General features: G+C 73.3%; 16 protein-coding genes. 10 read left to right on the top strand and 6 right to left on the bottom strand.

What is annotated here, in order from left to right; genetic code table 11:
* Positions 1–90 precede the first annotated feature (90 nt).
* Positions 91–2,193: a hypothetical protein gene (locus DEU32_RS04915; protein WP_114849596.1), complete on the top strand. Its 2,103-nt coding sequence runs from the start codon at positions 91–93 to the stop codon at positions 2,191–2,193.
* Positions 2,194–2,277: 84 nt separating this feature from the next.
* Here DEU32_RS04915 and DEU32_RS04910 read toward each other — a convergent pair whose 3' ends face one another.
* Complete coding sequence (locus DEU32_RS04910; RefSeq protein ID WP_254631505.1) at positions 2,278–2,754, bottom strand: GtrA family protein; 477 nt, start codon at positions 2,752–2,754, stop codon at positions 2,278–2,280.
* Positions 2,755–2,877: 123 nt separating this feature from the next.
* Between DEU32_RS04910 and DEU32_RS04905 the strand changes: the two genes are divergently transcribed.
* Complete coding sequence (locus DEU32_RS04905; protein ID WP_114849594.1) at positions 2,878–3,891, top strand: glycosyltransferase; 1,014 nt, start codon at positions 2,878–2,880, stop codon at positions 3,889–3,891.
* A 20-nt stretch (positions 3,892–3,911) separates the two neighbouring features.
* On the opposite strand, the gene DEU32_RS04900 is transcribed toward DEU32_RS04905, so the two are convergent.
* From DEU32_RS04900 to DEU32_RS04890, 3 genes are all read right to left on the bottom strand, one after another.
* The gene (locus DEU32_RS04900) at positions 3,912–5,318 is read right to left on the bottom strand and encodes a hypothetical protein (RefSeq protein WP_114849593.1); all 1,407 of its coding nucleotides are present in this window, start codon (positions 5,316–5,318) and stop codon (positions 3,912–3,914) included.
* A 38-nt stretch (positions 5,319–5,356) separates the two neighbouring features.
* Complete coding sequence (locus DEU32_RS04895) at positions 5,357–7,240, bottom strand: hypothetical protein (RefSeq protein ID WP_114849592.1); 1,884 nt, start codon at positions 7,238–7,240, stop codon at positions 5,357–5,359.
* Between the two features lie 149 nt (positions 7,241–7,389).
* Positions 7,390–8,697: an exopolysaccharide production protein gene (locus DEU32_RS04890; RefSeq protein WP_114849591.1), complete on the bottom strand. Its 1,308-nt coding sequence runs from the start codon at positions 8,695–8,697 to the stop codon at positions 7,390–7,392.
* Between the two features lie 96 nt (positions 8,698–8,793).
* Here DEU32_RS04890 and DEU32_RS04885 point away from each other — a divergent pair, with 96 nt between their 5' ends.
* On the top strand, positions 8,794–10,233 hold the full coding sequence (locus DEU32_RS04885; RefSeq protein ID WP_114849590.1) for a hypothetical protein: 1,440 nt from the start codon (positions 8,794–8,796) through the stop codon (positions 10,231–10,233).
* On the opposite strand, the gene DEU32_RS04880 is transcribed toward DEU32_RS04885, so the two are convergent.
* Positions 10,230–11,624 (bottom strand): O-antigen ligase, encoded by a 1,395-nt coding sequence (locus DEU32_RS04880; protein WP_114849589.1) that lies wholly within the window; start codon positions 11,622–11,624, stop codon positions 10,230–10,232. The genes DEU32_RS04885 and DEU32_RS04880 overlap by 4 nt on opposite strands.
* A 34-nt stretch (positions 11,625–11,658) precedes the next feature.
* Here DEU32_RS04880 and manA point away from each other — a divergent pair, with 34 nt between their 5' ends.
* From manA to DEU32_RS04855, 5 genes are all read left to right on the top strand, one after another.
* Positions 11,659–12,867 carry a mannose-6-phosphate isomerase, class I gene (gene manA, locus DEU32_RS04875; RefSeq protein ID WP_114849588.1) on the top strand — a complete coding sequence of 403 codons (1,209 nt, stop codon included), beginning with the start codon at positions 11,659–11,661 and terminating at the stop codon, positions 12,865–12,867.
* Positions 12,868–12,980: 113 nt separating this feature from the next.
* Entirely contained in the window at positions 12,981–13,943 is a 963-nt protein-coding gene (gene galE, locus DEU32_RS04870; RefSeq protein ID WP_058742174.1) for a UDP-glucose 4-epimerase GalE, read from the top strand.
* 187 nt (positions 13,944–14,130) lie between these two features.
* On the top strand, positions 14,131–14,460 hold the full coding sequence (locus tag DEU32_RS04865) for a WhiB family transcriptional regulator (RefSeq protein ID WP_373286830.1): 330 nt from the start codon (positions 14,131–14,133) through the stop codon (positions 14,458–14,460).
* Between the two features lie 143 nt (positions 14,461–14,603).
* Positions 14,604–17,555 (top strand): glycosyltransferase family 2 protein, encoded by a 2,952-nt coding sequence (locus DEU32_RS04860; protein WP_147281409.1) that lies wholly within the window; start codon positions 14,604–14,606, stop codon positions 17,553–17,555.
* Entirely contained in the window at positions 17,552–18,955 is a 1,404-nt protein-coding gene (locus DEU32_RS04855; RefSeq protein WP_114849585.1) for a DUF5719 family protein, read from the top strand. Before DEU32_RS04860 ends, DEU32_RS04855 begins: the two co-directional genes overlap by 4 nt.
* A gap of 71 nt (positions 18,956–19,026) precedes the next feature.
* Here the strand turns inward: DEU32_RS04855 and DEU32_RS04850 are convergent, their stop codons facing one another.
* Positions 19,027–19,467, bottom strand: coding sequence for a metallopeptidase family protein (locus tag DEU32_RS04850; RefSeq protein WP_114849584.1), 441 nt, complete (start codon positions 19,465–19,467; stop codon positions 19,027–19,029).
* 82 nt (positions 19,468–19,549) lie between these two features.
* Between DEU32_RS04850 and DEU32_RS04845 the strand changes: the two genes are divergently transcribed.
* Positions 19,550–19,765, top strand: a complete 216-nt coding sequence (locus DEU32_RS04845; protein WP_058742158.1) for a DUF3499 family protein — start codon at positions 19,550–19,552, stop codon at positions 19,763–19,765.
* Between the two features lie 69 nt (positions 19,766–19,834).
* A complete protein-coding gene (gene ahcY, locus DEU32_RS04840) occupies positions 19,835–21,313 on the top strand; it encodes an adenosylhomocysteinase (RefSeq protein ID WP_114849583.1) in 1,479 nt (492 codons plus the stop codon).
* The last annotated feature ends 171 nt before the right edge of the window (positions 21,314–21,484 follow it).

Below are 21,484 nucleotides of genomic sequence, written 5' to 3'. Positions count from 1 at the left end.
CCGGCGGCCCGACCGGTCCGCCAGGCCGTCACCGTCCGGTGACCCCGGCGGCCGGACCGGCCGTCCCACCCGATCCGAGAGAACCGCCGCGTGACCAGTCCCACCGCCGTCCGACCGCGACCCGAATCCCGAGCCACGGCAGCGTGGATCCGCGCCGGCGCCGCGTGGCAGCGGGTCGTCGCCCCCCGGCCGTCCGGGCTGCCGAACCTGCTCGTGCTGGTCGGCTTCCCGGTGGTCGCGCTGCTCGTCGTGGTGGTGCTCGTCGCACTCGGGATCTCCGGGAACTCGAGCGGCGTCTACTGGCAGTCGTTCGGCACCGGGGCGGATCCGGACCTGCTCGCCGGGCGACCGCAGGGCATCCGGAGCGACGAGTGGCTCGTCCAGTCGAGCTGGATCATCTCGCAGGTCCGCGAAGGCTTCCCCGTCGTCAACCAGTCCTTCCCCGGCGGCATGGACGCGACGATCCAGAACGACCTGCCGACCTGGGACTGGTCGAGCGTCTTCCGCCCGCACGTGGTCGGCTTCCTCTTCCTGCCGCTCGACCAGGGCATGGCCGTCCGCTGGTGGCTGCCCGTCCTCGCCGCACTCGTCGCCGCCTACGTCTTCGCGGTCACCGTGATGCCTCGTCGCCCGGTCACGGCCGGCGCGCTCGCGATCGCGCTCTGCCTGTCGCCGATGATCCAGTGGTGGTTCCTGCCGACCACGATCTGGCCGGTCGCCTGGGCCTTCACCGGGCTCACCGCCGTGCTGTGGGCGTTCCGGTCGTCGCGGCGCTGGCCCGGCATCGTCGCAGCGGCGGCGACCGGCTACCTCACCGTGACGATGGTGATGAGCATCTACGTGCCGTACATGGTGCCGGCCGCCGTCGTGCTCGTCGCGATCGCGATCGGGTTCCTGGTCGAGCGCCTGCGCACCCCCGGGGTCCCGTGGCGACGCACGCTGCTCCGACTGGTGCCCCTCGCGGTCGCCGCCGTCGGCGCGGGCGCGGTGATCGGGGTGTGGGCGCTCACCCGGATCGACACCATCCGGGCGGTCCTCGGCACCGTCTACCCCGGCCAGCGGCTCGAGGCCACCGGGGCGTCCGACTTCGGGGCCGTCGTCTCGCTGTTCAGCGCGCCGTTCCAGCGGGCATCCCAGTTTGGGGTCGTCCAGGGGCTCTCCGTCAACCAGTCCGAGGCGGCGGCGCCGCTGATGATCGCCCTGTTCCTTGTGCCGGCGCTGGTCTGGGTCTTCGTGGTGCAGCTGCGGCGCTCCCGCAGGACGGACTGGCCCGTGCTCGCGACCGGTGCGGTGCTCGTCGTGCTCTTCGCGTTCCTGCTCGTGCCGCACTGGGACGCCCTCGCGCACCTGCTGCTGCTCGACCGGAGCACCGACGCACGGCTGCGGCTGGCGTTCGACCTGCTCGGGGTGGTCGCGGTCGCGCTCCTGGCCGCCCGCCTCGACGCCGGGGTCGGTCGGCGCAGCCCCGTGGGAGAGGCGTCTGCCGACGAGGTCCCGGCGCCGACCCGGGTGCCGTGGGTGGTCGCCGGGTACGGCGCGGTCCTGGTCCTCGGCTCGGTCGCGGTCGTCTACAGCAGTCTGCACGCGCAGTCCTCGCCGGTGCTCGGCGCCTCGCACGCCTGGAGGTACGTCGCGGTGCTCCTCGCGGTCGCGGTCGTCGCCCTGGCCCGACGGTGGCTGGCCGCCGGTGCCGTCCTGGTGCTCGCCGCTGCGGTCGTCGTCGGCGGCGGTGTGAACCCGCTCTACCGCGGGGTCTTCGACCTCGCCACGCAGACGACGGCCGGTCGCGCAGTGTCCGACATCGTCGACGAGCACCCCGACGCACGGTGGGTGGGGATCGGCGGGTACGTCCCGACCGCGATGCTGCTCGAGACCGGCGCGCACTCCTACAACGGCGTGCAGACCTACCCGCCGGAGGAGATGTGGCGGGAGATCGACCCGAGCGGCTCCCAGGAGCAAATCTGGAACCGTCTCGCGAACGTCAACTGGCTCGACGGCGACGGGGACCCGAAGCTCTTCCTGCCGGTCCGCGACCAGATCCAGGTCGGGTTCGACGGCTGCAGCAGCTTCGCGCAGCGGAACGTGCAGTACGTGCTCGCCGACCAGCAGGTGACCGACCAGTGCCTCACCCAGGTGCGGAAGGTCACGCAGGGGGCGGAGTCGCTGTGGATCTACCAGGTGGAGCGGCGCTGACCGCGTCCCCACGTGACGGACGGGAGGCACGGCACGGGTCCGCACCGTGCCTCCCGTCCGTCGGGTGGTCCGTCAGGGGGTGGGTCAGCTGATCTCCGCGATCGCCTCCGCGCCACCCTCGCGGTCGTCCTTGAAGACGAACTTCCCGTACGCGAAGTAGCGGAAGACCGTCGCGACCGCCTGCCCGACCAGCGTGCCGGAGACGTTGTCGGCCAGCGGGGAGTCGAGGTGCAGGACGTAGCGCGAGAAGGCCAGGCAGCCCAGCTGCAGCAGGATCGCGACGACGTTGATGGCGGCGAACACCAGGAAGCTCCGCAGCGTCTGCGAGCCAGCGCGGTCGCGGAACGTCCACAGTCGGCTGCCGAAGTAGGTGACGACGCTCGCCACCGCGATCGCGATCACCTTGCCGAGCAGGGGGACCGCGAAGAGGGGACCGGACCCGCCCCAGAACACCAGCGCGTTGTACACGGCGGCGTCGACGAGGAACCCGACACCCCCGACGACGAGGAACGACCCGCCTCGTCGGAGGTGTCCCAGGAACCAGCCGGTGGCGTTCGTCACGTGTCCTCTTCCCGGTCGTGGACGGCCTCGGCCGAGTCCGCGCACCTGTTAGCCTTTCGCAGGGGATTCGTGCTCACGTCCCCGCCGCTCGACGGATCCAAGACCACTGAAGGACCCTACCTCGTGACTCACGACGACCTCGTCATCGCCGCCATCGTGCCCTGCCACAACGAGGCACCGGCCATCCACAAGGTCGTCACCGACCTCAAGGCAGCCGTGCCCGGCATCCACGTCTACGTCTACGACAACAACAGCACGGACGGCACCGACGAGGTCGCGCGCCGCGCGGGGGCCGAGGTCCGGTACGAGCACACCAAGGGCAAGGGCAACGTCATCCGCCGTGCGTTCGGCGACATCGACGCAGACGTCTACCTGATGATCGACGGCGACGACACGTACGACACCGCAGCGGCGCCGGAGATGATCCGCACCCTGCTCGAGGGGCCCTACGACCACGTCCTCGGTGTCCGGCAGGACGACCCCGATGCGACCGCGTACCGGCCCGGGCACGAGGCCGGCAACCGGATGTTCAACCGGGTCGTGGGCAAGCTCTTCGGTACGCCCGTGTCGGACATGCTCAGCGGGTACCGCGTCATGTCCCGGCGCTTCGTGAAGTCCTTCCCCGCGCTGTCCCGCGAGTTCGAGACCGAGACCGAGCTCACGGTGCACGTGATGAACCTGCGCGTGCCGCACACCGAGGTGCCGGTCGGCTTCAAGGACCGGGCCGAGGGCACCGAGTCGAAGCTCAACACCTACAGCGACGGCTTCAAGATCCTGTCGCTCATCGCGCACCTCATCCGGTTCGAGCGTCCCGTGCTGTTCCACGGGATCATGGGCGCGATCTTCGCGATCGTCGCGGTCGTGCTGGCCGTCCCCCTCTTCATCGAGTTCGGACGCACCGGGCTGGTGCCGCGCTTCCCGACGGCGTTCCTGGCCGCGTCGCTCATGGTGATCGCGTTCCTGACCTGGATACTCGGCTTCATCCTCGAGGGCGTCACGCGGCTGCGCCGGGAGACGAGCCGGCTGAACTACCTGATGTACTCGGCGCCTGGGACCTCGACGCGGCGGCTGCCCGTCGACCACCCCGAGCAGCAGCCGGCTCCGCAGCAGCAGCACGGGGACGCCGGCACGCGCTGACGCGGCGCCCGTCCGCCCTCCTACGGCGACGCGGTACCCACGGGGGTGCCGCGTCGTCGTCGTCCCGGCAACGGGCGCGTCGCGGCGTGGTCACGGTCCGGTGCGGGGCGGTCGTCGTGGTCCTGCGCGGGGCCGTCGCCGTCGCGGTCCTGCGGGCCCGTGGCGGCTCGGCCCGCCGGTCGGGTGCGGAGGAACCGCACCGCGAACACCACGAGCAGCACCGCGCGGATCCACAGGGCCGCCGTGACCATCTGCCCGGCCCAGGTGTCAGCGGTCTGCCCGATCGCGTCGTAGTAGCCGTTGCGGAAGAACCCGACCGTCAGGCACACGTCGGTGACCAGGTAAGCGGTGACCCACCAGCCGCCGAGCCGCAGCACCACGAAGAAGGGCAGCAGCCAGAGCACGTACTGCGGTGAGTCGACCTTGTTCGCCACCATGTAGACGCAGAGCATCGCGGCGGAGGCCTGGATCCACGGCGTGCGGCCTGTCCGGAGCGCACGCAGGACCGCCACGGCGAGCACCGCCAGGATCCCGATCGCCGTCGTCGCGGTGGACAGCAGCGCCATGGTGCCCTGCACCGGACCGTCCAGGTCGGCCGACCAGGGGAGCAGCCCGTAGTACCAGATCGTCAAGGTCGAGGGACCGATCGGGCGCTCGGCCTGGAACCGGAAGACCGACGACCACCCCTCGTAGTTGACCAGGGCGAACGGCACGTTGGCGACCAGCACCACGGCGACGCCGGCCCCGAGCGTGACGGCGGTGCGCCGCACCCGCTCGGACCACGGGGCGTCCCGGTCGAGCAGTGCGGCGAGGGTCAGGGCACCGAGGAACATCAGTGGGTAGAGCTTGAACGCGCCGCCCAGCCCGAGGAGCGCCCCGGCGAGCCCCCACCGCAGCAGGGGCGACCAGGAACGCGGTGCTGCGGTCGCCACGAGGAGCGCCGCGACCGTGCACGCCACCGGGAGCAGGTCCCAGTTGTAGACCGCGTAGAGGGCGAGCGGCGGGGTCGCGGCGAACACCCACGCGCGTCGACCGGCGATGCGCTGCAGCGCGAGGATGACGAGCACGGCCGTGACCGCGGCCGCCACCGCGGTCACGACGAGGAACCCGCGGACCGAGTCGACCGGCAGCGCCGTCAGCCACACCCACACGCCCGTCGCGGTCGGGTACTCGACGGTGCCACCGCCGAGGACGGGCGGGTCCCCGCGCCAGGTGCCGTGCACGTAGGGGAAGACGTGCTGCGCGAGTCCGCGGCTGTTCCAGAGCGCGGCGACGTCCGACCAGCACCCGTACCGGTTGACGTACTCGGCGCGGGACACGTCCGCCGGCTGGGGGACCGTGCAGAGGAGCTTCTGCCCGAGGTTCAGGGCGCAGGACACCACGACGACGACGCACATCGCGATGCGTTCGAGCAGGGGGAGACGCACGCGACGACCCTAGCAACCGGCGGGTCCGACGCCCGGGGTCAGACGCAGGTCGCGTTCCGGTCGAACCCGCCGGCGACGTACTGCGTCATGACGACCTGGCCCCCGGTGGTGAGGGCCGGACCGGAGCACGCCTGCTGCGCCGCCGCGAGCGTCGTGGTCCCGGTCGCGATCCAGCTCGGCAGGCCCGCGAGCGAGCTCGACGACGGGACGGTGCCGACGATGCTGTTCCACTGGAAGGTCGTCGAGTACAACCCGACCTGCGCGCCGACTGCACGGAACGCCGCGACCATCCCCTCGAGGTCGGCTCGGTTCTGCGTCGAGTCGGCCTGCCAGGTGCCCTCGGTCTCGACGTCGAGCCACCACCGGTAGGACGCGGGGGAGTCGACCCCTCGGGATCGGGCGTCGTCGTACGCCCGGGTGTAGCCGTACACGTAGGAGCACGCCCGGTCGTAGCCGCCGGCGCAGGTGCCGTACGGGTTCGCGACCGTCGGTCCGCCGTTCGGCAGGGTGTTGCTCGCCGGCCACACCGAGGCCTGCTTCCCGGGGTTCGCGGTGTTCACGTACAGCTGCACGGGGGCCTGCGAGGTCCCACCGGACGAGCCGGCCGCCCAGGACAGCTGGCTGGAGAGGCACGGGTTCGTGTTGTTCGCGAGGCCGCCGTTCACCCCGACGACGGCGAATGCCGCGTCGGTCGGGAGGGACGAGCCGCACTGCGGCCACGAGACGTCGACACCGGTGCCGGACGCCGAGGTCCCGTCGAGGAAGTACCCGGAGACGTCGACGTAGTCGTTCGCGGTGCCGCGCGACACCTTCGCCTGCAGGGCGCGGGCGGCGGTCGAGCCGGTCACCTTCGTGATCACGGCCGCCGAGACCTCTTCCCCGGCGCGGAACACCTGCGCGGCGACGGTCGCGTCCTGTCCCGCCGGGGTGACGCGGAGGTACCCGTCGGAGGACGGTGCCTGCACCTCGACGTTCGCGACGACCGCGGTCGCGGTGCCGGGGACGCCGCCGACACCGGTCGCCCGGACCGCACGGGGGGCCGTGCCGAGCGTCGAGGACTCGATGCGGGCGGTGTCGACGGGGACGAACACCGAACCGGACGTCGACGCGGAGTAGTAGCCCGCGACGTCCAGGAACACGGTCGCCGAGCCGCGCGACAACCGGACCTGCGCCGCCCCGTCGACCAGCCGGACGATCGCCAGGTTCGACACGGTGCGACCGGCGGTGAACTCCTGGGCCGCGACGGAGGCGTCGCGGCCGAGGGGCGTGAGCCGGACGTAGCCGTCCGCGGTCGGACCGTTCGTCTCGACGTTCACCACGACGGCCGTCGCGTCGTCCGGGACCCCGCCCTGCCCGGCCAGCTGCACCGGGACCGGCGTGGTGCCGACGGTCGGCGACGCGACGCGGGCGGTGGGCAGCGGGGTGAAGGTCGAGCCGCCGCCCGACGCGTAGTACCCGGAGACGGCGAGCAGCACCCGGGCCGACCCGGCGGAGACCTTGACCTGGACACCCCCCTTCGCGAGCTTGACCGTGGCCAGGTTCGAGATGGTGCGCCCGGCCGGGAACTCCTGCAGTGCGACCTGTGCGTCGGTGCCCGCGGGCGTGATGCGGACGTAGCCGGCGGCGGTGGGCGCCTCGACCTCGACGTTGACGACGACGGCCGTGGCGTTCGACGGCACCCCTGCACTCCCGGCGACGGGCACCACGACGGGGGTCGTCCCGACGGCGCCGTCGAACACGCGGGTGGTGTCGAGTGGTGTGTAGCGCGACCCCTGGACGGTCGCGGTCCCGGTCCCGGTCCCGGTCCCGGTCGCGGTCGGGGCGGCGGCGGCACGTTCGGCCGGCGCGACACCGACGACCGCGGCCGTTGTGAGGGCCGAGACCGCGAGCAGCGCGGTGACGGCGCGGGAGGCGAGGGACATGCCGGCTCCTGTCGGTGGTGGACCGCCCCCTGCGGCCCGCGGCCATGCTAGTGGCGCGGTCACCGCGGACGCGAGTGTGGATGCTCGCAGGCGCGGGAGGGCACACGGCAGGCGTGCAGGCAGGCGCGGTGCTCGGTCGTCGTCCTCCCTCAGGAGGGGACGCGCGGCAGGTGCCGACGCCACGACCGCCGCCGCGCCGCCACGACGATCACGGTCGTGAAGAGCATCAGCCCGGCGCCGTGCAGCAGGTAGCTCTCGGCCGTGCTGGTGACGCCGAGCAGGACGAGGACGGCCGCCGGCCAGACGTACGCGACACCGGGGAAGGTCGTCGCCGTCACCCAGGCGCGGGCGAACGCGAGCCCCGCGGCGACCGCGAGCAGGAGCGTGCCGGCGAGCCCGATCTGCAGGTAGGCGTCGACGAACGCGTTGAGACCGGACGTGAAGCGCGCGCCGGCGGGGTCGACCAGGGTCGTGAACGGGAACACGGCCTCGCTCGGCCACGTACCGACCCAGCCCCAGCCCTGCATCGGGAACTGCGCACCGAGCACCCGGATCTGCTCCCACAGACCCAGGCGCGTCGCCGTGCCGCCCGCCGCACCGATCTCCGCGAGCACCCGGTGCCGGAGCGCCAGGCCGAGGGTCGCCATGCCGAGCACGACCGCGCCGAGCACCGCGTTCACCACCGGTCTGGTGGCCGGTCTGGCGTGCCGCAGCGACCACAGTGCGAGCGCGGTCACGGCGAGTGCGATCATCGCGATCCCGGTGATCGGTGACTGCACGAGCATCAGGGCGATCACGGCGAGGGCGGTCGACGCGACGGCCCGCCACGTGGTGACCGACCGGGTGAGGAACTCGACGACGAACGTGACCAGGGCCACCGCGGCGACGAAGCCCATGAAGTTGCGGGTGCCGCCGACGCCCTGGATCGGGCCGCCGTACGCGATGTCCCCACGGATGCCGAACGCGGGGAACGGCACGTCGAGCACGAGTCCGGACAGCACCTCGAGCCCGAGGGCGACGACGAGCAGGATGCGGAAGGCGTCGCCGGCCGCGCGGATGACCTGCACGAGGTCCCGGCCGAGCGCCAGGTAGAGCCCGAGTCCGACGAAGCAGACCGTGGACGCGAACCCGCGCAGGGCGACCCACGAGTACTGACTCCAGAGCACGCTGAGGGCGCAGAACCCGACGAAGGCCAGCAGGGACAGCGGCAGGACGCCGTGCCACTCGATGCGGTAGCGCTGTCCGAGCAGGCTCAGGCCGGCGAGCACCACGAGGGTCGCGAGGGCGGCCCACGACCCGGCGGTGCCGACCATCGCGTGCACGGCCGGCTGCCCGAACGCGAAGAGCAGGACCGCGGTCGCCAGGGCCTGGCTGAACCGCCCGCCCGCCGAGAACCCGATCCAGGCGGAGAGGTACCGGCGCGCGAGCGCACGCCTGCTCACCGTCCGGTCCGTCACCCGTCCATCCTCTCGCACCTCGTGGAGAGTCCGCCGCGGGCATCGCGGAGCGTCGATATGGCTGGTCGTCGATATCTCGGATAGGTTCTCGCCCCGATGGACGAGCACGACGGCCCCGCGCGCACCGCGTCCCGCCGTCGCCGCGCGGTCGTCCAGGCGCTCGCAGCCGTCCTCGTCGCGCTGGCCGCCGCGGCACTCGCCTGGTGGCGCCTCGGCCCGGTGACCCGCGCGACGACCTTGGCCGAGGACGGCGGGATCTTCCTCCGCGAGCAGCTCGCGTACGGCGCCGGCGACACGCTCCTGCGGCCCTACGCCGGCTACCTCCACCTCGTCCCGCGCCTGCTCGTGGACCTCGCGGTGCACCGCCCCGTCGAGCAGTACGCCCTGACACTGTCCGCGTCGGCGTGCGCCGTCGTCGGCGTCGTCGCCGCGTCGCTCTTCCTGCTGTCCCGCGACGTCGTGCGCCCCTGGCCGTTCCGGCTCGTCCTGGCGGCGGTCCCGGTCGTCCTGCCGCTCGCCCCGGTCGAGATCAGCGGCAACGTCGCCAACCTGCACTGGTACGCGATGGCGCTCGTCCCGTGGCTGTTCTCGTACCGGGCCCGCACCTGGTGGGGATCCGGCGTCGTCGCCCTGCTGACCCTCGCGGCGACGCTGACGGAGCTCCAGACGGTCCTGTTCCTGCCGCTCCTCGCGCTGGCGTGGTGGCCCGCCCGCGACCTCACCGGTCGGCGGGCCGCTGCCGGTGAGCGGGACCGTCTCCGCGCGCTGCCCGTGACCGTCGCGGCGGTGCTCGGGGGCACCCTGCAGGTGGTCGCCGCCCTGACGACGGAACGACTCTCCCGCCCTGGGGACCCCTCCGTCGGCGACGTCGTTCGCGGGTACCTGCTGCTGCCGTTCGGTGGGCTGTGGGACCGCGACGTCGCCGCCGTCGGTGCGGCCGTGGCCCGCCACGGCTGGTGGGTCGTGCTGCTGCCGGCGGCCGGGATCGGCGTGGCGGTCCTCGCCGCGGTGCTCGTGGCCGGCTGGCGCACTCGGTGGACCATCGTCGCGCTGGTGCTCGGTGCGGCCGGCGTCTGGACCGCGGCGCTCGTCGCGAACCGCTCCGCGAACGGGCGGTGGGGCTCGGTCACCGGCGCGGCCCTGGCCGCGATCGGGCCGAACCGCTACGCCGCCGCCGCGGGCATGCTGCTGCTGTCCGCCGTGGTCGTCGCGGCTGCGGCACTCGCGGGCGACCGGTGGGCCCCGCGGCACGGCGGCGACCCGACGGGCCGACGTCGCCGACGGACGACCCGGACAGGAGGCGCGGTGCACGTCCTCCGCGTCGGCCTCGGCTGGTGCCTGGTCGCGCTGGTGGTGACGACGGCCGTCGCGAACGCCGCCCCCGCTCGGACGAACCGCAGCGACGGACCAGAGTGGGCGCCGCAGGTCGCGTCCTCCGTCGGCGTCTGCCGTGCCGACCCCGCCGCGGTGCTCGAGGTGCGGACGGCACCGTGGTCGGCGCAGGTGCCGTGCGCGCTGGTGGTGCGGGACCGCTAGCGGCGGTCGGTGTCCGTGACGTCCGACCCGCGGAAGGCACGGACGGCGACCGGGATGCGGGGACCGTCGCCCACCGAGGGCGGCTCCTCGCCGACGAGCACGTTCCTGGTCTTGATCGCGATGAGCGCGAAGAGCACCCAGTTCCCCTGGTACAGCAGGCGCGACTCGGCGACGGACTGCACGAGCAGGGCGACGACGACGAGCAGCGGGAAGAGCGTGACGGGGTCGAACGCCCGGGGCCGCAGGTCCGTGACGTAGCCGGTCCGGGTCGCGCACCACCAGGACCGGACGAGGGTCGACAGCACGTACAGCCCGAAGAGCACCAGGCCGACGATCCCGGTCTGCATCCAGACGTCCAGGTACGCGTCGTGCGCCTGCAGGTACACCACGCCGTTCCGGTGCGCGATGTCGGCGAGCTCCGGGATGTTCGGCCACCAGTAGCCGATCCAGCCCGAACCGACGACCGGGTGTCGGTCGACCAGGCCGAGGACCGCCGTCCAGATCTCGCCGCGGCCGGTCAGGTCCGACGACTTGCCGAGGACCGCGGTGAGCGCGCCGCGTCCGACGAGCGCCAGCACGGCGAGGACCACCGCGCCGACCGCCACCACGGCGTACCGGGGCGCCCGACGGCCGCTCGGCACCCGCCGCACCCACACCGCGACGACGGCCGCGACCGCGACGACCGCGGCTGCGACGAGCACCGTCGACGAGCGTGTCAGGGCGAGCACGAGGACCCCGAGCACGAGCCACACGACGGCCCGGTCGCGGCGGATGCGCCCCTCGGCGAGCTGCACGGCGACGGCCACCAGGGCCAGGAGCGCGACCATCGCGAGCAGGTTGGCGTTGCCGGGGAGGCCCTGGATCCGCCCGCCCGTGAAGAGCTCCGCGCGTGAGAAGTAGAAGGCGTCCGGGATCTTCCGGTCGCCGTAGTCCGTCCAGATCGGCGCGATCGGGTGCCGCACGACCACGGCGACGACGGCCTCGAACAGCAGCGACAGGCCGAGCACCCACCGCATCGCGAGCGACACGGCGTCGAGGATCCGCCGCCACGACAGCGTCGACGCGATCGCGAACGCCACCAGGACGCACAGGACCTGCGCGACCATGCTCGCCAGGGTCGCTGCGCGCCAGTGCGACCACGCGACGGTCAGCAGGCACCAGCCCAGGAACACCCAGAGCGCGCGCGGTGTCCGGGCGAGGGAGGGTCGGGCGCGCACGACGACCGAGACGCCCCACCCGCCGAGCGCGGCCCAGACGACCGCGGCGCCGTACCAGGTGAGCGTGTTCGGGACGGCGTCGCCCGCGAACAGGACGCCGACGACCGCGGCGCCGAGGGCGAAGGCCTCGCGCTCGGGCACGGTCCCACGGGCGATCGGCCAGGTGTTCGTCACGGGGGACAGGCTAACCGCCCGCTACGCTCGGCACATGTTCCTCGGCATCACGAACACCCCGCGCGACTACGCGTGGGGTTCCGTCACCGCGATCCCCGAACTCCTCGGCCGCACCGTCACCGGCGCCCCGCAGGCCGAGCTCTGGCTCGGTGCGCACCCCGGCAGCCCGAGCGTCGTGGTGAACCCCGCGACCGTCGGTGGCGCGGACACGCTCCTCGAGTGGATCGCCGCAGAGCCCGAGGCAGCACTCGGACCGGACCGCACCGGACTGCCGTTCCTGCTCAAGATCCTCGCCGCCGCCGCACCGCTGTCCCTGCAGGCGCACCCCACGCCGGAGCAGGCGCAGGAGGGCTTCGCGCGCGAGGAAGCAGCCGGCGTCCCGATCGACGACCCGGCCCGGAACTACAAGGACCCGTTCCCGAAGCCCGAGCTCGTGGTCGCACTCAGCGAGCGCTTCGAGGCGCTCAGCGGGTTCCGCGCCGTCGAGGAGACCCTGGCGGACGTCGACCTGCTCGATGCCGGTTCCGGTCGGCTCGGCGCGCTCCGCGTGCACCTGGCCCACGGGCTCGAGGACACGGTCAGCTGGCTCGAGACCGCGGACCCGTCGGCGCTCGCCGTGGTCCAGGCGGCGAGCGACCTGGCCGCCGCACTGCCGGACGACGCCGCCACCCCGAACACCCGGACCGTGCGCGACCTCACCACCGCGTACCCGGGCGACCCCGGCATCGTCGTGTCGCTGCTCATGCACCGCGTGACGCTCACCGCCGGCCAGGCGATGTACCTGCCCGCCGGGAACGTCCACGCGTACCTGGACGGGCTCGGGGTCGAGCTCATGGCCCCCTCGGACAACGTCCTGCGCGGCGGGCTGACGCCGAAGCACGTCGACGTCCCGGAGCTCCTGCGCGTCCTCGACTTCACGGCCCACCCCGCACCCGTGCTCGAACCGGAGCAGCTCGCACCGGGCGTGGACCGCTTCGCACCGGAGGGGGTCGGCTTCGCGCTCCTCCGCGTCACCGGCGAGGGGCGCCCGGTCGGCCTCGCGACGGGTGGGGTCGCACCGCTGACCGGACCGTCGATCGCGATCTGCACCGAGGGCGTGGTGACGCTCGTCGGCGCCACCTCGGCGACCCTGCTCCGCCAGGGCGAGTCCTGCTTCGTCACCCCGGACGAGGGCGACGTCACGGTCGAGGCGGACGTCGCCTCCGGCCTGACCTCCACGGTCTTCTTCGCGACGGGCGCCTGACCCCCGAGCCGGACCGACGGGCGCCCGGACCCGGCCGGACCCGGATCAGCCGGACCCGGACACGCAGCCCGGGTCGGCCGGCCGGGGTCGCCCGGTCCGCTAGCGTGACGAGCATGAGTTGGCTGGTCACCGGCGGTGCCGGGTACATCGGGTCCCACGTCGTCCGCGCCCTGCGCGCCGCCGACATCGAGACGGTCGCACTCGACGACCTGTCGAGCGGCTTCCGGGCGTTCGTCCCCGAGGACGTCCCGTTCGTCGAGGGCACCATCCTGGACGGCGAGCTCGTCGCCCGGACGCTCCGTGACCACGCGGTGACCGGTGTCGTCCACGTGGCCGGCTTCAAGTACGCCGGCGTCTCGGTCGAGCGCCCGCTGCACACCTACGAGCAGAACGTCACCGGCACCGCGACGCTCCTGCGCGCCATGGCCGAGAACGGCGTCACGAAGGCGGTCTTCTCGTCGAGCGCGGCCGTGTACGGCACACCGGACGTCGAGACCGTGGTCGAGGACACCCCGAAGGCGCCGGAGTCCCCGTACGGCGAGTCGAAGCTCATCGGCGAGTGGCTGCTGCGGGACATGGAGGTCGCCGCCGGCTTCACGACGACGTCCCTCCGCTACTTCAACGTCGTCGGGTCGGGGGAGCCGGACCTGTACGACGCGAGCCCGCACAACCTGTTCCCGCTGGTCTTCGACGCCCTCCTCGCCGGCCGGACGCCCCGGATCAACGGCGACGACTACGCCACCCCGGACGGCACCTGCGTCCGCGACTACATCCACGTCGCCGACCTCGCGCACTCGCACGCGGTCGCGGCCCGGAAGCTCGAGGCGGGGGAGCCCCTGCAACGCGCCTACAACCTCGGCAGCGGCGACGGCGTGAGCGTGCGACAGATCATGGACGCGATGGCCTCCGGTACCGGGATCGCGTTCGAGCCGGAGGTCGCACCCCGCCGGCCGGGCGACCCCGCGCGGATCGTCGCGACGGGCGAGGCCGCAGCGCGCGACCTCGAGTGGGCGATGCGGCACTCGCTCGACGAGATGGTGACCAGCGCCTGGGAAGCCCGCCGCCGCATCGGCTGACGCGCTCGGCGGGCGTTCTTGTCCCCCGACGGCCGGACAGAACGCCCGCGACACGCCCGTACGGGGGACATGACACGCCGCCGCGCTCAGTGCCTTCTATGATCCGCGACTTGACTCTCGGGAATCACACCGCTGTAATTACAGGCAAGCGACCTCGGTCGTGGTGACCGCAGTCGAGACGTCAGGGGTGATCAGGGTGAACGGTGCCGACTTCAACGCCGGAGTGCCGGAGGACTGGCACGTCGACCCCGTGTCCCTCGGGGTCCCCGGCGTCCGCCGTCCCGTCGCCGACGAGGAGAACCCGCTGTCGTGGCAGGTCGACTCGCTGTGCGCGCAGACCGACCCCGAGGCGTTCTTCCCCGAGAAGGGCGGCTCGACGCGCGAGGCCAAGAAGATCTGCACCTCGTGCGAGGTCCGGTCGCAGTGCCTCGAGTACGCACTCGAGAACGACGAGCGCTTCGGGATCTGGGGCGGCCTGTCCGAGCGCGAACGCCGCAAGCTGCGCCGTCGCGCCTAGCGGCTCCCGTCCGTCCCGGCGACCCGGCCAGGAGGCACGGCGCGCGCCCGACGTACACGGCACCGTGACCGGACCCACAGGTTCACGGCACGCCGTCCCGGCGGACCGGCACCGCGCCTCCAGACCGTAGAGTGACGCGCGTCATGCAGACCAGTCCCGCGCAGTCCCTGCCCCGCCCCGAGTCCGACCGGTCCCGGTCCGACGAGGGTCGGCCGCGGGTCGACGAGTCCCGGCCGGACCAGGCCCGGACCGGCCGACCCCGCGTCACGGCGGTGCTCGTCACCGCGAACGGTGGGGAGCACCTCGACCGGACCATCGACGGTCTCGTCGGGCAGACCCGGCACCCCGAGAACCTCGTCGTCGTCGACCTCGGGTCGACCGACGGCTCGACGGCCGACATCGCCCTCGGCGGATCCGCCGGGCTGGTCCGGCTCCCGGCCGGACGCCCCTTCGGCGAGGCGGTCGCACGCGGCGAACACGAGGCGCCGGTCGCGCCCGACGACGAGCCCGCCGAGGAGTGGCTCTGGATCCTGGGGCACGACAACGCGCCGGCGCCGACCGCCCTCGCGGAGATGCTGTCCGCCGTCGAGATCGCACCGTCCGTCGTCGTCGCCGGCCCGAAGCTCGTCGCGGTCGACGACCCGTCGCTGATCCGCGCGTTCGGCGAGAGCACGACGCGTACCGGTCGCTCGCTCACGCTCGTGCAGGACGAACTCGACCAGGGGCAGCACGACCGGCACACCGACGTGCTCGGCGTCGCCGCGGCCGGCATGCTCGTGCGTCGCTCGGTCTGGCGCGACCTCGGCGGCTTCGACCCGGCGCTGCCCGACGTCGACGCCGCCCTCGACTTCTGCATCCGCGCACGGCTCGCGGGGCACCGTGTGGCCGTCGTCCCGGAGGCCCGCGTCACGAGCGCCGGCCCGATCGAGGAGTTCGGTCGCAAGCGCGTCTCCGAGGCCCGTCGGGTGCGGGCCCACCGGCAGGCGCAGCTGCACCGCCGCCTCACCTACGCGCCCGCCGGACTGCTCTGGCTGCACTGGCTCACGCTCGTGCCGTTCGCGATCGGTCGTGCGATCGGGCACCTCGTGGCGAAGCACCCCGCCGCCGTGTCGGGCGAGCTCGCCGCGGCGTTCTCGGTCGCCTTCGGCAGCGGGGTGCGCCGCGCCCGTCGCAACGTGCAGCGCACGCGCCGCGTCGGCTGGGCGGCCGTCGAACCCCTCCGGGTGAGCTGGCGACGCCTCCACGAGCACCGCACCACCACGCGTGACGTCGAGCTCGCCCGGGTCGAGGACGCCCCGATCGCGCGGGCGTCGTTCCTCGGCGACGGGGGCGTCTGGGTGGTGCTCGCCGCGGCCGTGCTCAGCGTCGTGACGCTCTGGCCGCTCCTCGGCACCCCGGCGCTGACCGGCGGGGGACTCCTGCCGCTGAGCACCGACGTCGGACGGCTCTGGCAGAACGTCGGCTACGGCTGGCACTCCATCGGGACCGGCTCCACCGGCCCGAGCGACCCGTTCGCGGCCGTCGTCGCGCTCCTCGGGAGCATCACCGCCTGGTCGCCCTCGACCTCGGTCGTGCTCGTGGTGCTGCTCGCGATGCCGGTCTCCGCCCTCGGCGCGTGGTTCGCGGTGCGCAAGGTCACCACCCGATCCTGGGTGCCCGTGGTCGGCGCGGCGCTGTACGCCATCGCGCCGTCCTTGATCGGTGCCGTCACGACGGGGCACCTCGGTGCCGTGATCGCCCACCTGACGCTCCCGTGGCTCGTGCTCGCGGTCCTCGAGGCACACCGCTCGTGGGCCTGGGCGTCCGGTGCGTCGCTGCTGTTCGCGGTCGTCGCCGCGTCTGCCCCGTCGCTCCTGCCCGTGCTCCTGCTCGGCTGGCTCGTCTCGGTGGTCGTCGGCTGGCGCCGAGCGCACCGGCGGGTGTTCATCCCGGTGCCGACCGTGGTGCTCTTCCTGCCGCTCGTGCTCGAGCAGATCGCGCGGGGCAACCCGCTCGCGGTCTTCGCCGACCCAGGCGTGCCCTCGGCCACCCGTGCGCCGTCCGCGCTCCAGCTGGCGATCGGCCAGCCGCTGCCGGACTGGAACGGCTGGCTGCCGGTCGTCGGGTCGATCGACGCCGGTGCGGTGCTCGTCGCGCTGCCGATCGTGATGGCCGTGCTCGCGCTGCCCGTGGGGCTCCTGGCGATCGGCTCGCTCCTCGGCCACCGCTGGCACGTTGCGAGCGCCGCGCTCGTCCTGGCCCTCGTCGGGTACGCCACCGCCTTCGGGGCCACCCACCTGACGGTGACCGGGGTCGGCTCGACGACCACCATCGTCTGGCCCGGCAGCGCGCTGTCGGTGTACTGGATCGCGCTCGTCCTCGCCGCGTGCGTCGGGATCGACGTCCTGCCGCGGACCGCTCCGGCCACGGGGCTCGTCGCGACCGTGTTCGTCGGGATCGCCGTCGCTCCGGCGTTCGCCGCGTTCACGCTCGGGAACGCCGTCGTCGCCCCGACGACCGGCCGCGTGCTGAGCGCCTACGTCAACGCGGAGGCGCAGGCGAACCCGGACGTGGGCACGCTCGTCGTCGACCCGCAGCCAGACGGGTCCCTCGCGGTCGCCCTCGAACGCGGGCAGGGCTCCACGCTGGACGACCAGTCGACGCTCGACGCGACCGCGCTCCGCCTCAGCCCGGCTGGTACTCGACTGACCACGCTCGCGGGCAACCTCGCGAGCCGCAGCGGCTACGACCCGGAGCCCGCGCTCCGGGAGCTCGGCATCTCGTTCGTGCTCCTGCAGGACGCGCCGTCCGACGACGCCGCACAGGCCGTGTACGACCGGGCCGCCGGCGCCATCGGCCAGGACGCCCGCTTCACGAGCATCGGCGAGACGGCCACCGGCCGGCTGTTCCACTACGACGGCCAGGTCGACCGGGTGACCGGCGGCTCGGCGGCGACCCAGGCCACGCACGTGCTGTACCTCGTCGTGCTCGGCATCGTGTTCGGCGCGGCCGCGCTGCTCGCCGTGCCGACCGCCCCGCGCCGCCGTCGGGCGACCAGCAACGTCATCGAGGCCGAGGAGCCCGCCACCACCTTCGACGAGGAGCGCGACGAATGAGCACCGACCACGCCGCCGTCCGCCGGTGGGTCCTCCGCGGCACCGCGACCGCGGTGGCCGTCGTGGTCGCCGCCGGAGCAGTGACCGCGGCGCACGCGATCGGCACGTCCGCCGAGCCCGTCCGCCCCGCCGGCCGGACCGTGACCCCGGTGCCCGCCGCGGCCGAGCGCGTGTGCGCCGGCAGCGCGCTCCGGCTGTCCGACGACGCCGGGAACGACGCCACCCGCGCGAGCACCGTCGGCAGCGCCACGATCGCGTCCGCGACGACCGGCTCGACCGTCGACCGCTCGACGCTCGGGTCCTCGACCACGGGCGGCAGCGAGCCGGAGCTCCTCACCGCCCCGGCCGGAGACACGACCCCGCAGGTCGCCGGCAGCAGCAGCCAGACCGTGTCGTCGGGTGACCTCGTCGGCACCGCCTCCGCGTCCTGCGACGACCCGAGCCAGTCGACCTGGCTCGTCGGCGGGTCGACGGAGACGGGACGCACGACGCTCGTGACGCTCTCCAACCCGACCGACGTGAACGCCACGGTCGACCTGGCGGTGTACGACGCGAACGGCACCGTCAGCGCCCCCGGCACGAACGGCATCGTCGTGGCGCCGAACACGCAGAAGGTCGTGCCCCTGTCGGGCTTCGTCGCCGACCAGGCGTCGACGGTCGTGCACGTCACCTCCACCGGCGGGCAGATCGTCGCGCACATGCAGGAGAGCATCGTCCGGACGCTCACACCAGGCGGCTACGACGTCGTGTCCGGGGGAGCCGCACCCTCGACGAAGCAGGTCGTCCCGGCGGTCGTGCTCGAGAAGACGCAGGAGGCGCAGCGCGGCGACGACACCGCGGACGCCGCACCCGTCGTCCGGCTGTTCGTGCCGGGATCCCGCGCCGCGCGCGTCACGCTCGGGATCAGCACCGCCGACGGTGGCGGCTCCATGGTGAACGCGACGGCCGAGCCCGGTGTGGTCACCGACGTGGCGCTCGACGACTTCCCCGACGGTCGCTACGCGTTCACGATCTCGTCGACCGAGCCCGTCGTCGCCGGCGTCCGCAGCACGAGCCCGACCGAGGACGGGCGGACCGACCTCGGGTGGTTCGCCTCGGCGGAGCCGCTCACCGACAGCACGATCACGGCCCTCGCGCCCGGTTCGGCCCAGCGGATGACGTTCGTGAACCCGACGCGGAGCGACGCCACCGTGACCATCCGGTCCGGCGACGACCGCCAGCGCGTGACCGTCGCCTCGGACGGCGTGGCGACCGTGACGGTGCCGGTCTCGAAGCAGCTCGTCATGACGGGGACCGAGGGACTGGTCGCCGGGGTCACCTACGCCGGGTCGGACGGCATCTCGGGCTTCCCGATCCGACCTGCGACCGAGGAGTCCACGCCGCTGCGCGTCTACCCCTGATCAAGCACAGGCCGTGATCACGCACAGGTCCTGATCACGCGCGGGCCCTGATCATGCACGGGCCCTGATCGTCACCAGTGGCGGTAGCGGTCCGGTGCGAGGTCCCACGGGTCCTTGTCGAGGAGTTCGCCCACGGCCCGGAAGACGGCCGTCTCGACGATGACCCGTCGGTCGGTGTCGTCCTTCTCCGGGCTGTGGGTCACACGCTCCACCGGGATCCGGAAGAGCGTCACACGGCGGGCGTCGCGGTCGACCCGCCACCGCGGCATGTGGTCGGGCAGCGAGGCGTCGGTGGGCATGTCCGCGACGAGGAACACCACGCCCGCCAGCTCCTCCGGCCAGAGCCCGAGCAGGTAGTGCGCGGTGTCGCCGACGATCCGGTCGAAGGCCTCGGCGCGGGTGATCACCGGCGCGAGCTCCGGTCCGGTGACGCTCGACCGACCGCCGCGTCCGTGTCGGGAGCGACCTCGGCCGCGGTCGACGGGGGTGACGATCGGGGGCTTGCGACGCATCCCGTCATCGTACGCGGCGGGACGGGAACGGGCGGCGACCGGAGGGCCGGCACGGCCGTGCTCCGCTAGGGTCGAGTCCGGTATGGACGTACGGATCTGCAGCAAGGTCGCCTGTGGCGCGAGCGCCTCGGCGACCCTGACGTACGACTACGCCGACTCCATGGTCGTCGTCGGACCCCTCTCCACGCGCGTCGAGCCGCACGGCTACGACCTGTGCGCGCGGCACGCCGCCCGGCTCCGGGTCCCGCGCGGGTGGGACGTGGTGCGTCGCGGACCGCTCCGTCAGCCGACGGACTGACACCGCGCCTCCTGTCCGTGTCCTGGCCGACCCGTGACCGACGGGACGCGGCGTGGAAGACTCGACCACATGGCCACCGAGACCTCCACCGCAGCACCGTTCCGCGTCGCCGACCTGTCGCTCGCCGCGGCCGGACGCCACCAGATCCGCCTCGCCGAGAACGAGATGCCGGGACTGATGTCGCTCCGCGAGGAGTTCGGCACCGCGCGGCCGCTCGCCGGCGCGCGCATCGCCGGGTCGCTGCACATGACGGTGCAGACCGCAGTGCTCATCGAGACGCTCGTGGCGCTCGGCGCGCAGGTGCGCTGGGCGAGCTGCAACATCTTCTCCACGCAGGACGAGGCGGCCGCAGCGGTCGCGGTCGGCCCGCACGGCACGGTCGACGCCCCCGCCGGTGTCCCGGTGTTCGCGTGGAAGGGCGAGACGCTCGAGGAGTACTGGTGGTGCACGAGCCGGATCTTCGACTGGAGCGCCGAGGCTGCCGAGGCCGGTGCCGACTGGGCCGGACCGAACCTGATCCTGGACGACGGCGGCGACGCGACCATGCTGCTGCACACCGGTGCCGACGCCGAGGCAACCGGGTCCGCGCCCGAGCCCGCCGCGGATGCGAGCGCCGAGTGGCGGATCGTGCTCGACACGGTCGCGGAGTCCCTGCGCGCGTCGAGCGACCGCTGGACCCGGATCGCGGCGGACGTGCAAGGCGTCACCGAGGAGACCACGACCGGCGTGCACCGCCTGTACGACCTCGCGCGACGTGGACAGCTCCGCTTCCCGGCGATCAACGTGAACGACTCGGTGACGAAGTCGAAGTTCGACAACAAGTACGGCATCCGGCACTCGCTCCCGGACGGCCTGAACCGCGCGACCGACGTCCTGATCGGCGGCAAGGTCGCCTTCGTCGTCGGGTACGGCGACGTCGGCAAGGGCGCGGCCGAGGCGCTGCGCGGACAGGGTGCGCGGGTCATCGTGTCCGAGGTCGACCCGATCTGCGCACTGCAGGCCGCGATGGACGGCTACCAGGTCGCCCGGCTCGCGGACGTCGCGGGCGAGGTCGACATCGTCGTGACGTGCACCGGCAACCTCGGGGTCGTCGGGGTCGAGGACCTGCTCGCGCTCAAGCACCTCGCGGTCGTGGCGAACGTCGGGCACTTCGACAACGAGATCGACATGGCCGGGCTCGAGGGACTCGCCGGTGCCGAGCGCGTCGAGATCAAGCCGCAGGTGCACGAGTGGCGGCTGCCGAACGGGCGCTCGGTCCTGGTCCTCAGCGAGGGGCGGCTGATGAACCTCGGCAACGCGACGGGTCACCCGTCGTTCGTGATGAGCACCTCGTTCACGAACCAGGTGCTCGCCCAGATCGAGCTGCACACCCGGCGCGACGCGTACCCGACGGGCGTGCACGTGCTGCCGAAGCACCTCGACGAGAAGGTCGCGCGGCTGCACCTCGACGCCCTCGGCGTCCGGCTCACCGAGCTCCGGCCGGAGCAGGCCGACTACATCGGCGTCCCGGTCGAGGGGCCGTACAAGCCCGACCACTACCGGTACTGAGCCGGGCGCGCCGGCCGGCGCGGGCACGTCGGCCGGCCGGCGACGTCGGCGCCGAGTCTCGCGCTGGCGGACGAGACGCGCGCGCAGGAGCCCGAGTCGTGTCCGCCATGCCGAGTCTCGCCCCCGCGGCGCGTGCCGCGGCGGGCGCCCCGCACCGCACCGCGGGCACGT

Origin of the sequence: Curtobacterium sp. AG1037, assembly GCF_003349855.1 — a bacterium.
GTDB lineage: Bacteria > Actinomycetota > Actinomycetes > Actinomycetales > Microbacteriaceae > Curtobacterium > Curtobacterium citreum.
This window is presented reverse-complemented; position numbering and strand designations above follow the sequence as displayed.